The organism is Pelosinus baikalensis (assembly GCF_020819555.1).
Taxonomy (GTDB): Bacteria; Bacillota; Negativicutes; order DSM-13327; family DSM-13327; genus Pelosinus; species Pelosinus baikalensis.
This window is the reverse complement of record NZ_JAJHJB010000044.1, coordinates 1-14,130: the sequence shown is the minus strand read 5'-3', so window position 1 is coordinate 14,130 and position 14,130 is coordinate 1. Positions and strand designations below refer to the sequence as shown.

At 36.7% G+C, this 14,130-nt stretch carries 13 protein-coding genes and 1 riboswitch; of the genes, 5 read left to right on the top strand and 8 right to left on the bottom strand.

Going from position 1 to position 14,130, the window contains the following annotated elements; translation table 11 throughout:
• Positions 1 to 66 precede the first annotated feature (66 nt).
• Positions 67 to 933 carry a LysR family transcriptional regulator gene (locus tag LMF89_RS21430; RefSeq protein ID WP_229536867.1) on the top strand — a complete coding sequence of 289 codons (867 nt, stop codon included), beginning with the start codon at positions 67 to 69 and terminating at the stop codon, positions 931 to 933.
• 217 nt (positions 934 to 1,150) lie between these two features.
• On the opposite strand, the gene LMF89_RS21425 is transcribed toward LMF89_RS21430, so the two are convergent.
• From LMF89_RS21425 to LMF89_RS21415, 3 genes are all read right to left on the bottom strand, one after another.
• Positions 1,151 to 1,441 carry a hypothetical protein gene (locus tag LMF89_RS21425; protein WP_229536866.1) on the bottom strand — a complete coding sequence of 97 codons (291 nt, stop codon included), beginning with the start codon at positions 1,439 to 1,441 and terminating at the stop codon, positions 1,151 to 1,153.
• 58 nt (positions 1,442 to 1,499) lie between these two features.
• Entirely contained in the window at positions 1,500 to 1,949 is a 450-nt protein-coding gene (locus tag LMF89_RS21420; RefSeq protein WP_229536865.1) for a CBO0543 family protein, read from the bottom strand.
• A 171-nt stretch (positions 1,950 to 2,120) separates the two neighbouring features.
• The gene (locus LMF89_RS21415; RefSeq protein WP_229536864.1) at positions 2,121 to 2,510 is read right to left on the bottom strand and encodes a CBO0543 family protein; all 390 of its coding nucleotides are present in this window, start codon (positions 2,508 to 2,510) and stop codon (positions 2,121 to 2,123) included.
• Positions 2,511 to 3,005: 495 nt separating this feature from the next.
• Between LMF89_RS21415 and LMF89_RS21410 the strand changes: the two genes are divergently transcribed.
• From LMF89_RS21410 to LMF89_RS21400, 3 genes are all read left to right on the top strand, one after another.
• Complete coding sequence (locus tag LMF89_RS21410) at positions 3,006 to 3,803, top strand: aldehyde dehydrogenase family protein (protein ID WP_229536863.1); 798 nt, start codon at positions 3,006 to 3,008, stop codon at positions 3,801 to 3,803.
• A gap of 124 nt (positions 3,804 to 3,927) precedes the next feature.
• Complete coding sequence (locus LMF89_RS21405) at positions 3,928 to 5,589, top strand: iron-containing alcohol dehydrogenase (RefSeq protein WP_229536862.1); 1,662 nt, start codon at positions 3,928 to 3,930, stop codon at positions 5,587 to 5,589.
• Between the two features lie 439 nt (positions 5,590 to 6,028).
• Complete coding sequence (locus tag LMF89_RS21400) at positions 6,029 to 6,556, top strand: DUF3231 family protein (protein ID WP_007953273.1); 528 nt, start codon at positions 6,029 to 6,031, stop codon at positions 6,554 to 6,556.
• 346 nt (positions 6,557 to 6,902) lie between these two features.
• On the opposite strand, the gene LMF89_RS21395 is transcribed toward LMF89_RS21400, so the two are convergent.
• The 3 genes from LMF89_RS21395 to LMF89_RS21385 all read right to left on the bottom strand — a co-directional run bounded on the left by LMF89_RS21395 (position 6,903) and on the right by LMF89_RS21385 (position 9,823).
• Positions 6,903 to 7,505, bottom strand: coding sequence for an HD domain-containing protein (locus LMF89_RS21395; RefSeq protein ID WP_229536861.1), 603 nt, complete (start codon positions 7,503 to 7,505; stop codon positions 6,903 to 6,905).
• Between the two features lie 556 nt (positions 7,506 to 8,061).
• Positions 8,062 to 8,157, bottom strand: a riboswitch (guanidine-I (ykkC/yxkD leader).
• A 67-nt stretch (positions 8,158 to 8,224) separates the two neighbouring features.
• Complete coding sequence (locus tag LMF89_RS21390) at positions 8,225 to 8,671, bottom strand: nuclear transport factor 2 family protein (RefSeq protein ID WP_229536860.1); 447 nt, start codon at positions 8,669 to 8,671, stop codon at positions 8,225 to 8,227.
• A gap of 234 nt (positions 8,672 to 8,905) precedes the next feature.
• Entirely contained in the window at positions 8,906 to 9,823 is a 918-nt protein-coding gene (locus LMF89_RS21385; RefSeq protein WP_229536859.1) for a DUF6612 family protein, read from the bottom strand.
• A 484-nt stretch (positions 9,824 to 10,307) separates the two neighbouring features.
• On the opposite strand from LMF89_RS21385, the gene LMF89_RS21380 reads away from it, so the two are divergent.
• Entirely contained in the window at positions 10,308 to 12,191 is a 1,884-nt protein-coding gene (locus LMF89_RS21380) for an LTA synthase family protein (RefSeq protein ID WP_229536858.1), read from the top strand.
• A 183-nt stretch (positions 12,192 to 12,374) separates the two neighbouring features.
• On the opposite strand, the gene LMF89_RS21375 is transcribed toward LMF89_RS21380, so the two are convergent.
• Positions 12,375 to 13,604, bottom strand: coding sequence for a purple acid phosphatase family protein (locus LMF89_RS21375; protein ID WP_229536857.1), 1,230 nt, complete (start codon positions 13,602 to 13,604; stop codon positions 12,375 to 12,377).
• 138 nt (positions 13,605 to 13,742) lie between these two features.
• Complete coding sequence (locus LMF89_RS21370) at positions 13,743 to 14,048, bottom strand: nucleoside triphosphate pyrophosphohydrolase family protein (protein ID WP_229536889.1); 306 nt, start codon at positions 14,046 to 14,048, stop codon at positions 13,743 to 13,745.
• Positions 14,049 to 14,130 lie beyond the last annotated feature (82 nt).

Sequence of the window (14,130 nt, the reverse complement as noted above, 5' to 3'; positions counted from 1 at the left end):
AAGCAATCATTAGAAGCGATCAGTTTCTATGATAGCAATCGGATTTATCTATGGGAGCTGATAAAGATGGATTTTGAAGATATAAAAGTATTCCGTGTAGTAGCATCACTTGGTTCCATGACCCAAGCAGCGGAAGCCCTGGGATACGTACAATCGAGCGTCACTGCGCGCATACGAAAACTAGAAGCAAACTTAAAAGTAAATTTATTTTATCGTAATGCAAAAGGAGTGCATCTCACCCCCTCCGGTCGAATTTTCCTAGAATACGGATTAAAGATTACAAGTCTCACGGAAGAATTGCACCACCTCTTGAGCTCAAGTGAAGTTCCAGGCGGATTACTGCGAATTGGCTCTATGGAAACAACAGCAGCAATTCGTCTCCCTTCGCTGCTCAAAAAATATCATTCCTCATATGATAAGGTCGAATTATCACTTCACACTGGAACTACCGAATACCTAATTAATCAAGTTCTGAATTACGAGCTTGACCTGGCCTTTGTCGCAGCGCCTGTCAACCATCCTGAAATTACTGAAATCGAAAGCTTTAGAGAAGAGATGGTCCTGGTTGCCGAAAAAAAAGAAAATATCCAAGATATTTTGGATATTTTAAGAAATAGAACAATATTAGTTTTCCGCCTTGGCTGCTCTTATCGATCATTGCTTGAGCGATATTTATTGGAGAGTAATTCTATACCTTTAAGACGTTTTGAATTTGGCTCTCTAGAAGCTATTATTGGCAGTGTGTCAGCTGGTATCGGAATCTCCTTATTGCCTAAGTCTGTTATAGAAGATAAGCTTCACTCAGGCGTTCTAACCGCTTATAAGCTGCCATCGCATCTACAAAGTTGCACAACAATGCTAATACAAAGAAAAGATGTAATACAAACGGCAGCCATGACGAATTTCGTTAATTTAATAAATGGCGAGCACTAGTGTTTTCAATATTATTTTTTATAAAGCAATAATATATTAAAATGAAAATTTGAGATGGCCCTAAAAATATACTTAAAATACAAAACTCCTGCAAGGCTTGAACTGCCCCCTGTCAAGTCAATGTCATTAAGGGAGCATATCAGCTAGACGCTTTGCAGGAGTTTGTCGTATATATATTGTTTTTTTGATCAGCTCTAACTATTGTCTATTCCTATTATCATTGCATGGACAGGGGTTCGCATAGGTGAGCCGAACCAGTCCAAATCCACCCCATTGTAGTTCCAATTGTATCAATATAACCAATAGAAACTGCAAGGAGTGAGCCGTAAAAAAGCATCTCTCTTAAACGACTCTTATCAATGAGCATAATAAGTATAGCATACAGAAGTATCATACTTAAAACAATTACGAACCAACTAGATGAGAAAAATTCTACTGAAAGCCAATGTGGAAAAAATTGATTCCACAGAGTAAGCCTTGTATTGGCAATTCCTTCATAAGTAGACATAAGGGAAATCATCCTAGATGTTATTTTTTATAGTTACTTTGCATCAAATATTGTAAACTTACTTAGATAATTTCTCAAAATGAAATATCTTATAGTATTGATAAAATACCGCAAAAAGTATCCAATCAGCAATATATGAATGGTAAATTTTCCACCATAAAGGATAGGTTATATGTCCAGTATAAGCATGTATCCATTCGACGGTAATCATAGCACCCGTCCAAAGAAACCAATATCCAAACATTCGCCAAAAGGTCCTTTGCTTTGGTAGCCATTGAATGAATAGGTATACTATGACAACATACATTCCCCAAGTATTTACGAGTTCCGGTATCATTGAGGTATGGTCATCATACTGCCACAAGCGGTAGCGATTTACAATAATATCTGTTGTACCTGCGATAAGTCCCGAAAAGAAAGATACAGGAAAAATCTCTCGCCAACGCTTTTTATCCGCAAGTATAAGCCATATCAGCCATTCAAGTATAAATCGAATTATCCAAAACAATTATCACACCTCTATCCCCACTTACCACTGTTAGGTATTACTTAATTTTGGACACAACACTTTCAATTACCCATTTCCCAATGATAGCATTCGTCACATAAATCGGCAAAGACCAATGATGATACCAATTCAAAGCAATGTATATTCCAAGCCACTCAGCAAAGGGTTCGCCTACAAATGCCCGACCAAGAAGGATTTCCAATGTGGAAAATACTGAAATATGAGCATATGGGCTACAGGCAAAAGTCCCCAATCAAGTGGTAGTAGAACAGGCATTATAGGTAATAGCTTTATAGGGTAAATCCATAACTGCATAGTGACTCCTAACCAGTCCATTACAGTTATAATAATCATCATAAAGAAGCCCAAATTAAGGATTATTGCTATCTTTGACTTATCTACAAGCTTCCACCAAATAACCCAAGGAATAATTAAAACTACAAGAAGCGCCCACCATTGATATGTAAGAAGCTCATATTGCAACCAATGTTGATATTGCAGTTGATGAAGATATTTTTGGGCTTCTAATATCACTGCGTAGTACGATGAATCGCCAACCATATTTGCTCCCCCACAATTTAATCAATGTTATTATTATCTAATGGCTTTTGATAAACTATACACCTGTCTATAATCCATAGATAAAGTAGTTTTACCGTTTATAGTAGCCAAACTATATTGCAAGTAGCATGCCACAATGTTGATAAACTAAAAAACCTATCTCACCTTGCTGTATAAGATAGATTTTTCGCAACATTTGTATTTTTCTAGTAGTATCCATATGGAAAATAGACTGTGCAACCATGTGACAAATTTGCATCCTCTTTTATATAGTCTCGGTTACATATCTGACACATAAAAGCCACAACTGGAAAATATTGCACTGCCTACTTTTATTTTTATATACTATTACTTTATCATTTTTTAAAACCTGAAGCAGTGGTGGTCAACTTTTGCATTGACAAATATACCTATAGAATATTAAAAAACGTACAACAAATACTATTTATTATACTTTAATAAAAACTTATCTATTTTATGAAGGAGGGGTAGAGTATGAAAGTGACAAATGTTGAAGAATTATTAATTAGAATGCAGGAAGTTCGAGAAGCTCAAAAGGAATTTTCTACGTATACCCAAGAACAGGTAGATACAATTTTTAAAACAGCAGCTATTGCAGGAAATACTGCAAGAATTAGTTTAGCAAAGATGGCTGCCGAAGAAACAGGTATGGGAGTTGTAGAAGACAAGGTTATTAAAAACCATTATGCTTCAGAATATATTTATAACGCATATAAAAATACCAAAACTTGTGGAGTTATTGAAAGAGATATAGCCAATGGTATTACAAAAATTGCAGAACCAGTAGGAGTTATAGCAGCAATTGTGCCAACGACAAATCCAACATCTACAGCAATATTTAAAGCTCTTCTCGCATTAAAGAGTAGAAATGGTATCGTTTTCGCTCCACATCCAAGAGCTAAAAATTGTACTATTGCAGCAGCTAAAATAGTACTCGATGCAGCCGTTAAAGCAGGCGCACCAAAAGGTATCATAGGTTGGATTGATGAGCCTTCAGTAGAACTTTCTGGGATTGTTATGAAAGAAGCGGATCTAATACTTGCAACTGGTGGGCCAGGAATGGTTAAAGCTGCTTATTCATCAGGGAAACCAGCTGTCGGCGTTGGTGCAGGAAACACACCAGCAATTATTGATGAAACATCTGATATTCAAATGGCTGTAAGTTCAATTTTAATTTCTAAGACTTTCGATAATGGGATGATATGTGCTTCTGAACAATCAGTAATAGTTCTGGCAGATGTCTATGAACAAGTAAAAAAAAGAGTTTACTAAAAGAGGAGCTTATTTCCTTAAACAAGATGAAGTAGAGAAAATAAGAAAAGTACTATTCATTAACGGAGCATTAAATTCAAAGATAGTAGGTCAACCTGCTTATAAGATCGCAGCACTAGGCGGAGTGACCGTTCCTGAAGAAACAAAGGTTATTATAGGCGAAATTGAATCTGTAGAATATGAAGAAGAATTTTCACACGAAAAATTATCTCCAGTACTTGGCTTTTATAAGGTTACAAGCTTTGATGATGCTGTAACAAAGGCTGCAAGACTTGTTGAACTTGGAGGCTTTGGTCACACTGCATCCTTGTACACTGACAAAACTAAGTCTGCAGACAGAATCGCTCAGTTTGGTGAAAAAATGAAAACAGGCAGAGTTTTAGTAAACACGCCATCATCTCATGGCGGTATAGGGGATCTATACAACTTTAAGCTATTGCCTTCATTAACATTAGGTTGTGGATCATGGGGAGGAAATTCCGTATCAGAAAACGTTGGTGTTAAACAGTTATTAAACATCAAGACTGTAGCTGAGAGGAGAGAAAATATGCTGTGGTTTAGAATTCCCCAAAAAGTTTATTTTAAATATGGTAGTCTTGGTGTAGCATTAAAAGAGCTACAAGATCTGAACAAAAAGAAAGCATTTATCGTAACAGATAAAGTTCTTTATGATCTAGGATATGTGGATAAAGTTACAAACATTTTAAAAGAAATTGGCGTAGATTTTAAGATATTCTATGATGTAGAACCAGATCCAACTCTTGAGATAGCAATACAAGGTGCTAAAGAAATGGCAATTTATCAGCCAGATACAATTATATCAATTGGCGGAGGATCACCAATGGATGCAGCTAAAATCATGTGGGTACTGTATGAACATCCAGAAGTAAAATTCGAAGATCTAGCTATGAGATTTATGGATATTAGAAAGAGAGTCTATCCGTTCCCACCAATGGGTGAAAAAGCTATCATGGTCGCAATACCAACTTCAGCAGGTACAGGTTCAGAAGTGACTCCATTTGCAGTAATTACTGATCACAAAACAGGAGCTAAATATCCATTAGCTGATTATGAGCTAACTCCAACTATAGCTATCGTAGATGCTGAATTGATGATGAATATGCCAAGAGGTTTAACCGCAGCGTCAGGTATTGATGCTTTAACTCATGCTATAGAAGCTTATGTATCAATTGTTGCTACAGACTTCACTAATGGATTAGCGTTAGAAGCAATTAAATCAATATTCGAGTATTTACCAATCGCTTACACTGAGGGTACAACTAATATAAAGGCAAGAGAAAAAATGGCTCATGCTTCAACAATAGCTGGTATGGCATTCGCTAATGCTTTCCTAGGAGTCTGTCATTCAATGGCACACAAATTAGGAGCAGAGCATCACATACCACATGGTGTAGCTAACGCAATTTGTATCAATGAAACGATAAGATTCAATTCTGTAGAGAACCCAACAAAACAAGGAACCTTCTCACAATATGAATATCCACATGCTAAAGAAAGATATGCAAAAATTGCTGACTATTTACAATTAGGTGGAAACACAGACGAACAAAAGATAGAATTATTAATTAAAGCTATTGATGCATTAAAAGCTAAGCTCAACATTCCTATGACAATCAGTGAAGCAGGAGTGTCTAAAGAAAGATTCTATGCTACATTAGACAAGATAAGCGAACTAGCTTTTGATGACCAATGTACGGGTGCTAATCCAAGATACCCATTAATCAGTGAAATTAAGCAAATGTTTATCAATGTTTTTGAAAAATAAATTAACTAATTAGAATGCAGAGTACACTTAGCATTAATTTATCCATTGGCTTGTTGCTGATAGTTCCCATGTTGCTACGGATTCGCCTGTATAAAATGTAAAATTACTACCTTCTCAATGGAAAAGAATTTGTAAGGCTCGATTTCAAAGTCAATCCTTTGTTTCAGATAAGGTCTAAATCAGAGTGAAAAAACTCACGCCCATATCCTTAACACATTGAGGATATGGGCGTTTGGTATTTATCTTCCCTCTTTGCTTTTTCAAGCCCCAGCATACCAATCTATTGACTTGTAGGCATGTTGAAGTAGGAACAATCCCTTGGCGAATAACATTCTCTATCTGCTGCCAGCTTCTCGGTGAAGTTCATGAAGATACATGAGTGCTCAAAATCTGGCTATACTAGATGGTAGTTAATATTATGAGGAGGCAGTTGATTTTTATGAATATCTATGAGGTTATTCATGATGTATTTGAACCATTTTTAGATGGCGAAAAAAGACCCTTAAATATTATGGAGGCCACGAATTTATGGTTTTTTCTTGCTATAAGTGAGACAACGATGCGCAATGAAGAAATAGCCCATAATTTAGCTCAAAACCAGGAGCTTAAACAAAAGTTATGGGATGTAAAGGTTAGTGTTCATCAACCAATTGCAAAGGAAATACAAGATTTTCTGCTAGCAGAAAAGGTCCCCTTGCCCAAAGGGACTCCACCAAGACCATTTGGAGATTTTCCACTTATCCCTGATGGAGCAAAATTAAATGACGAAGAAATTGCCAATCTAATGTCTTTTAACCTTCTTCTTGGAATTAATTATGCTACAAGAGGACTTACAGAGTCCATTCGTGCTGATGTAGGATTAATTTTTTTCAAAATTATTGTTAGAAAAACGATTTTTGGGGCAACAGTAAAAAAACTTATGGATGAACGAGGGTGGCTTCATGCTCCACCTATCTATAAATCGTAAGCTGACTTAATGGGACACGGAGGTACCTTGTCCCAAATAAAGAGGCAAGCTTTAATTTTTTTTATTTTATCGCTCCTGTCAAAGTTAAGAGAAACTACTCAGATCTACTAACTAGGTAGACTCTGAGTAGTTTCTCTTTTAGCTAACTCACTTCCCTAGGACATTATTTTCTGGTGCCCATTTTTTTTGCCATCTTTAAGAGGAGCTAGAACCGCGTTATTTTCATTAAAGGTTTAGTATTTTTAAGAATTTTTCCTATTTATTAAATAAATATTTTAAGATTACTATTCAACTTGTTAAGTTTCTACACTGGTTCAAATCTTATCTTCAAAGGGAATGTAAATGATTAACTAAAAGTATTCTCCCTCACACCTGGCAGTAAATCATAAATAGACCTGCCAATCTTTTGTTCAAATTTAACCTTATTTTCAAACAGTAGGTTCCATTTGACTGCAGTATACTTAGTCGTACCATATCGAAGGGCAACATCCACTAATCTTTTTTCCAGTAAGCAAAACCCGGTAGGAAGCGCTAGGCAATCGCACAACTGAATAAGCCAATCATATTCATTATATTCAATGGATGTTATATAGGATTCTAAAAACTGTATTTCCTCTTCTGAACAATCCCACTTACCAGGATATTCATCTAAGTGCTTGAGCCAAAATGTATGGGTAATACAAATCCTTGCAATATCATCGTATCCTTGTTGCTGTAAAAAATGATACCCATCAAGAGAATGACGCATATAAGTTATTCCAGCCCGTCTACCGATATCATGCAAGTATCCCATCACATAGGCGAGTTCACTATCAAGCTCAGGATGTACTTTGGCAATCACCTCAGCAGCTTGAGCAGTAAATAAAGAATGGGGTACCCAATTCCCTGGATTGAGTCTTTCCGCTTCCATTAAGAACTTTGTAGCTGTATCCCTATCGGGAATTCTCATAAAATTTCCACCTCAAATTCAATCTTTACGAAGACCAGATTCTGTTAACCTTTCCAAACTTGATTTATGATAGTCCAATAATTTAAGAAATATCCCGCCACTTATCATATCGAATAAATCAGCTTAACGATTTACATTCGCTGTATCACAATAATCTCCTTGTAAAATATTCCTTGACGAAGCGATGGGACGGTTCGTCCGCTTCCAAAATTGTTTATTCCAGAAGGTTAATAGAGAAGCAACAGAACCGTCCCATCGCTTCTCTATAATGCCATGCATTCGGCATCGCGGTGGGGTACGCGGCCCGAACAAAAAACGTCCTGCTTTACAATGGTAATTTTTATAGTATATCATAAAATAGTATTTGAAATTTCCTCAAATCTTTCATCAGTTATACCAAGTTTTTTCTTAAATCTTTCATCTTCCATTCTTGCCATAATTATCTTGCTCGGAGATATTTCCTTAATAATATTTTTTATCTTCTGAATTGATTCTTCATCATCGTTATAGCCCTTAATGAATAAAATAAAAAAAAGCCCAAAAGATATTATTAAATATCTCCCAGGCTTTTATCCTTCCGTGTACACAGTTAACTGTGTGTTTTCTCTCGGACCTGCCAGTTACAAACTGCGGAACCCTAGAAAACTTAAATATATAATTAAATTACGATTTACAAATCTAAAGTCGCAGCTCAATTCTAGCATAACATTAAGATTAAATCAACCATATGCCTTTCCTTCGCCAAATTTTTCATACTGAAATGTCAAGGGGACAGGTCCTTTGACACTTGTACCTTTTCCATAAGGCAGATAATGTTTTGATTTTGACTGAAACTCTTTTAAAGAAACAATTTTTTCGTCGGAGCTAAACAAAATAATGGAAACGCCATTAAATTCATCGCGCACCCCGTCAAAATCACACTCGAAATACCATTCTGCCACGGTGCAGTTCCCCTCATGAATGAAATGCTTTATTCTCCATTGCAAAACGGTTCCTCTTTTATTCCAATCGTTAAACCATTTTAAAATTTGGTCAATCCCGTGATATTCAGGTCCATAACATTCACTATAAAAAACTTCATTTGTAAATATATCTTCTAATTGGGCTGATTCTTTAGTAAGCCATGAATTAAAGTAGTCTTGAATTTTATATTCTCTTCTTTTCAAGAATTCCCCACTCCCTAATCAATCTATTCTTCTAAAAAACAAATCCCATATTTTCTATTCTATTTACTATTAAAATACAAAACTCCTATAAGGTTAGTTCGCTTCGCAGCATGTGGGACAAGGTTCTCTGGCCCACTAGATCCTATCAATTACACTTTTAGATATTCCTCCTTGCTAATTGCCTTATAGCATTGAATATTTTTAGCTTTTACAACGAAGTCATAGTAAGATTTTTCACTTTTTAGGAGTTGCCTTATCTGCGGGTTTGACTTCTTTTGCATTGTCTCGCACATCTTGAGGAATCTCTATAGGATCTACTTGATTATATTTCGAATACGTTATCTGCATATTCAATGTCGATTTTGTTAAAAAATCTTCGATTTGAGTCCTATCCTTTGGATTAGCTATCTCCAAAAACAATCCTGCCCCTTTTCGAATCGGTTCTGTCAAATCCATATCTATTTCTTTTACCATCTTAGTCGCTTTATCAACTTTAACATTATATTTTATATCGCCAGCAGCTAACAACCCAAGCCGTCCTATCGCAATCGTCTTCAACATGTCCCTATCCTGCACATCATTTAGTTTGACAGCTGCACCTATAGCATCACTTATTTGCATATTATCCAAAGTTATTTCCATATATTTATAGGATGGTGTTTCCTTTTTCAGCTTCACCGATTTTATCAACTGCAACATATCCATTCGAGCAGAGACCTTTTCATCCGCTGAAAGTTCTTTGTTCAAAGAAAGATCGATCGGCACAATCTGTTTGATCCATTTCTCGTTACTTAACGTATAAAGCACTAGATTGCCTTGGTTTTGTTCTATATACTGCTTTAACATCACTGTATTTTCTTTATTTTTTACATCAAGATACGAAATGTTTATATCTTGTTTGTAGTTCAGCGGTTTTTCCTGGCCTTCCCCATTGATTGCAATTTCCACTTCCCCCATCGGCGTTTCAGCCTTGATCGCCACGTCATAATGCAAGTTGTTTACATCCATCATATTTTTATATACATCGTTCAAATACGCCTTTTCCGGTGACAGCTTTTCCTCGGCAAAAGCAAACGAATTGCTCATCGCCACAAACAACAATCCCCATACTAAAGCAACTCTCCAATTGATCTTTCGTAACAATCCCATCATTCAATCAAGCTCCCTTTTTATAAATTCCGCTGCATCCACGCATTACCAGTATATCCCATTTTCTTTTGTTCCCTTACATAATCATAAGCTTCTTTGAAAACAATCCCATATTTCTATTTACCATTAAAATACAAAATTCCTGCAAAGCTAGGCTGTTTTGCAGGAATTTGTCATATATTTTGTTTTTTTGTATTATTGCAGGGAGGTATTTATAGAAATATAATGAATATTAGGATAAAATGATAACTATGTCAAAACTGTATCTAATAGATATTTTAAAGGGAGTTTTACAATTAAAGAAGTAATTTTCAAAGAAACATTTCTCCGTCATAAAAATAAGTTTATTGGAATAGCTGTTCTTTTTTGCATAGAGGCTTATTTTTCGTTTCGATTCTATAGCGGAGAACCGGAAATTCCAACAGGAATCTTCGCTATTGATGTATGCAATGCTCTTTTTCGCGATTTGTTGTTGGCAAGTATATTTATGTTTTTCCGAAAACATATTACGTGGGTTAAACAAGCTGCAAAAGATTACTCTCCAATAGTAATTTTAGCAATTCTTTGGTTAGGTATCTCGATGGTTATTATTAATTCATTAAATTTAAATTTTAGTGCAATAACTATCATGTCAGTTCTTACAGGTGTGATTAATAATGTTATATTCGTACTATTAGCTGGCTACCTATATACTAAACGGAATCATATACTATCTAAAACCATATACTTTCTGTCGTATTTTTTGACCATTTTGATTTTTTATAGTGACACCATATACTTTTTTGTTACATCAACACATATTGAAAGGGTGTTATTTGACAATTTAAACAATTATTCAATAACAGGTGTATTATATACTACAGATAAAATTGTTTTACTCGGCATACTGCTAAGCCTTTTCTTTCTTATGTTATTATTTCGCGCTCCGAAAGAGATGCATAATTTGCACACAAAAAATGTTGGTATCCTTATTATAATGATCTGTATTTTAGCTAATCTTGTTAATTTCGCCACAGCCTACGTGTATCCAAAAGTACTGATGGAAGAAGGGTTTGATGAAGAAGCGGAAATAGAAGTATGCAGAAATCTATCCCGCGATTTGCTTACCAAGTCTGTAACTATCAACTTAATACGAGAATTTTTGCGAAATGACGATAGACATGTGGCAGCTGCCAATCAGCTTTATCGTGTGGCATTTTCTGAACAGGAAACTAAGCTGCTAAATGAATTAGGAATTGCTGTTAGCGAAAAACCTACTCCCACTCAAAAAGCTTTTCCATATGAAAAAATAATTGTAATTATCGCTGAATCGTTTCATCGAGATTACTTGCATTTCTATAATTCACGAATTCCAACGGAAACAACAGAATTTTTGGATGGCTTAGTGACGAAGTATCCTCATTTGGATCATTATTACACTTCTAATAAACCTACAACTCAGGGACTTAACTCTATGTTTCTTTCCCAGTCGATCTATTCCGACGAGCAATCTTTTGAAAATAATGTCACGTTATTCAAAACTCTCGAAAGTAACGGTTATGATACAGTATTTTTGGAAGCTACTAGCCAGTACTATAATGATGAATTCCGGGCATATAAAAAACGGTTTGGAATGCAGACTTACAGAGCAAAAGAAGATTTAGAAAGACAAGGATATGTGGGAAGCACTGGCTGGGGATTCCATAATGATGTAATGTATGACGAAACGATCAGATTATTGGAACAAAATCGGGATAATAAATTTTTTATAGCGACTAAGACGATAGATTCGCATCAACCATTTCCGTATTGCGGGCTTCCTGAAAGAGATATTCCAGCAAATATCAAGAATCAATATAAAAATGTTTATCTTAAAGGAATCTATTGGGAAAATATTACCTTGAAAAAATTTTTCCACGATCTTGAAGAGCGAAATTTGCTGGACGATAAGACTCTTATTGTTGTTACAAGTGATCATAATCCTCATCCAAGTCAGAATGACAATTACAAGCGCCTAGGGCAAGACGATTTGCGTTTAAGCCCAGCTCCCATCCCGCTTATCTTTGTTAGCAAAAATTTGCAGCCTTTTGACAATTTTAGCAGTGCAACATTCGCAAGTCAGATTGATTTCGCCCCCACACTTTTAGGAATATTAGGAATTCCTTCACCACCGGAGTTTTCAGGCAGAAATATAACTACTATTCCTGAAGATCGTGGTTATGCAATTGGGTGCGTGGGAGAAACAATTTACTACTGGTCAAAAGACCGCCAACTAACAATAGACATGTATAACGGAAAAAATCAAAATGATTATGAAAAATCACTGATACATTGGGTTCAAGATTCATATGTCAAATATTTTCATGGTAATTCTATCAATGGGTTGCAGTAGGGTCAGGTTTGAGTTGTGAAGTCCTTCTTACTGCTTTGCATGCAAGCAACACCAGGCTAGTAGAGCTATAATAAGTCAATATAACGATATGGCAAACTGCCCCCATTTGTAGATTCATTGCTATGCCTACAAACGGGGGCATTTTGTGCTTGATTCACTCTTCTTTCTGGTAGCAGCCGATTGCTATTTTTTTAGTTCTGTTCGATCAATAAGCTCACCGTTTTGCTTAAAAGCAGTGACTTTAAGAGCATCATGTGAGGCTTCAAACACAAGGTAATTCGGCATATCAAGTGGATTATAATAAAGCTCATCCATCGGTTTTTGCGGAGATTTATCCCATACCCTGTCGCCGCTGCGCCCTGTCGAAATATAGATCGTCCCGTCAGGGTCGGGATTGCCATTTTTCAGTGCCTTGGTACGCGCGTAGGAATGGACATGTCCAGTAAATACAAGATCAACATGATATTGATCAAACACTGGCACAAAGGTTTGACCAATATCATCAAGCTGCCCATTGAAAGGATGTGTCCAGATACCACGATGCATAAGAACTACCTTCCACCTTTTCTGTGTTTTAGAAAGGTCTTTTACAAGCCATCTCTGTTGTTGCTCTAGTAAATCAGGATACCATTCCTGTAACTCATTTAATTGTGTATTGAGTACGATAAAATGTACGTCGCCATAGTCATAGGAATAAGCGAATCGTTCCAGGCCTGCCAGACCATTTGCCGGCAGAGCAAAAAGTGAAAGATAGTAATCGGGTTTCGCCATCTTCCAATCGAGACTATATGTCTCGTGATTTCCCATGACCGGAACTACAGGTATTGCTTTTAAAAGCTTCGCTCCTCCATCAAACCAGGCATTCCACTGCCATTCGTCCTGGCCATTATCAACGAGATCACCCATATTAACAAAAAACACCGCATCCGCATTGCTTTCCCATGCTGTCTGAGCTGTTTTCGCCCAATCTTTATAATCTACTGACTGTGAATCACCAAAAATAAGTGCCTTAAATGATGTTGACTCTGGCTCCGTCTTGAATTCCATCCATGCAGATTGTCGTTTGCCAACGGAAATACGATATTCATAGTCAGTTCCAGCCGTAAGATTGGTAACATGTGCCGTATAAATCCCAAAGTGTTTTCCCCCATTATATGTAGGCAACTCCACTGCCTCTGCGTTGACCTTTATGATATTTTCAGACTGCTTGGGCCGTACCTCCAAATTTCCTGGCTCACCAAACTTTGCTGTCTTCCACGAAATCGTATGCTCATGCTTCATGTCTGCTGTAACCACATGCATGATCTGACCTACATCAGTACCATAACCTATATGCACCAATTTCGACACAGATAAAAAACCTATAGTAGCTATGACGCAAATAAGCATAAAACCAAAGACATATTTTTTCATTTACATCACCTCGTTACTACATTGATTTCCTTTATTATCCACATTGATGCCTCACTTTATCCCTTTCGCAATATAAATCATTTTTTGGTGCGAAAAGCCAAGCTGACCTTGAAATGCTTTCCAGTCCAGTTTGGAAATTTAATATTGTTTTGTCACGCTCCTTTCGAGCTCAATGTCGAGTCTATCTATGAATGACGTGAAAGCCTCGTTGACATCGATTCCAAGGCGATCAGATAATACTAGAATCCACCAAAGACACTCCGCAAGCTTGCCTTTAAGCTCGGAATTCACATCTCCATTATATGCCCATCGCCCCTCAGAAGCCATAATCAGACGACCGAGGACACCGACATCAGTAGAAAAAGCAAGCATGTCCTCTTCAGTTGTCCATACATTCTCATGGTATTGTTTTTCGAGTTGCTGGTAAAGCCTGCGCACACGCATAGCGCGTTCAGTGGCCTTAGTGACAGAGGTCGAGTAGAAGCGCGTCTCACGACGCGCAACCCTCACAGAACCGTGCGGGCGC

What these genes read in the sequence shown, in the direction of transcription:
- LMF89_RS21430 (WP_229536867.1), top strand. Translation starts at nt 67, where the DNA reads ATGGATTTTGAAGATATAAAAGTATTCCGTGTAGTAGCATCACTTGGT.
- LMF89_RS21425 (WP_229536866.1), bottom strand. Translation starts at nt 1,441, where the DNA reads ATGTCTACTTATGAAGGAATTGCCAATACAAGGCTTACTCTGTGGAAT.
- LMF89_RS21415 (WP_229536864.1), bottom strand. Translation starts at nt 2,510, where the DNA reads ATGGTTGGCGATTCATCGTACTACGCAGTGATATTAGAAGCCCAAAAA.
- LMF89_RS21410 (WP_229536863.1), top strand. Translation starts at nt 3,006, where the DNA reads ATGAAAGTGACAAATGTTGAAGAATTATTAATTAGAATGCAGGAAGTT.
- LMF89_RS21400 (WP_007953273.1), top strand. Translation starts at nt 6,029, where the DNA reads ATGAATATCTATGAGGTTATTCATGATGTATTTGAACCATTTTTAGAT.
- LMF89_RS21395 (WP_229536861.1), bottom strand. Translation starts at nt 7,505, where the DNA reads ATGAGAATTCCCGATAGGGATACAGCTACAAAGTTCTTAATGGAAGCG.
- LMF89_RS21385 (WP_229536859.1), bottom strand. Translation starts at nt 9,823, where the DNA reads ATGATGGGATTGTTACGAAAGATCAATTGGAGAGTTGCTTTAGTATGG.
- LMF89_RS21380 (WP_229536858.1), top strand. Translation starts at nt 10,308, where the DNA reads ATGTTTTTCCGAAAACATATTACGTGGGTTAAACAAGCTGCAAAAGAT.
- LMF89_RS21375 (WP_229536857.1), bottom strand. Translation starts at nt 13,604, where the DNA reads ATGAAAAAATATGTCTTTGGTTTTATGCTTATTTGCGTCATAGCTACT.
- LMF89_RS21370 (WP_229536889.1), bottom strand. Translation starts at nt 14,048, where the DNA reads ATGCGTGTGCGCAGGCTTTACCAGCAACTCGAAAAACAATACCATGAG.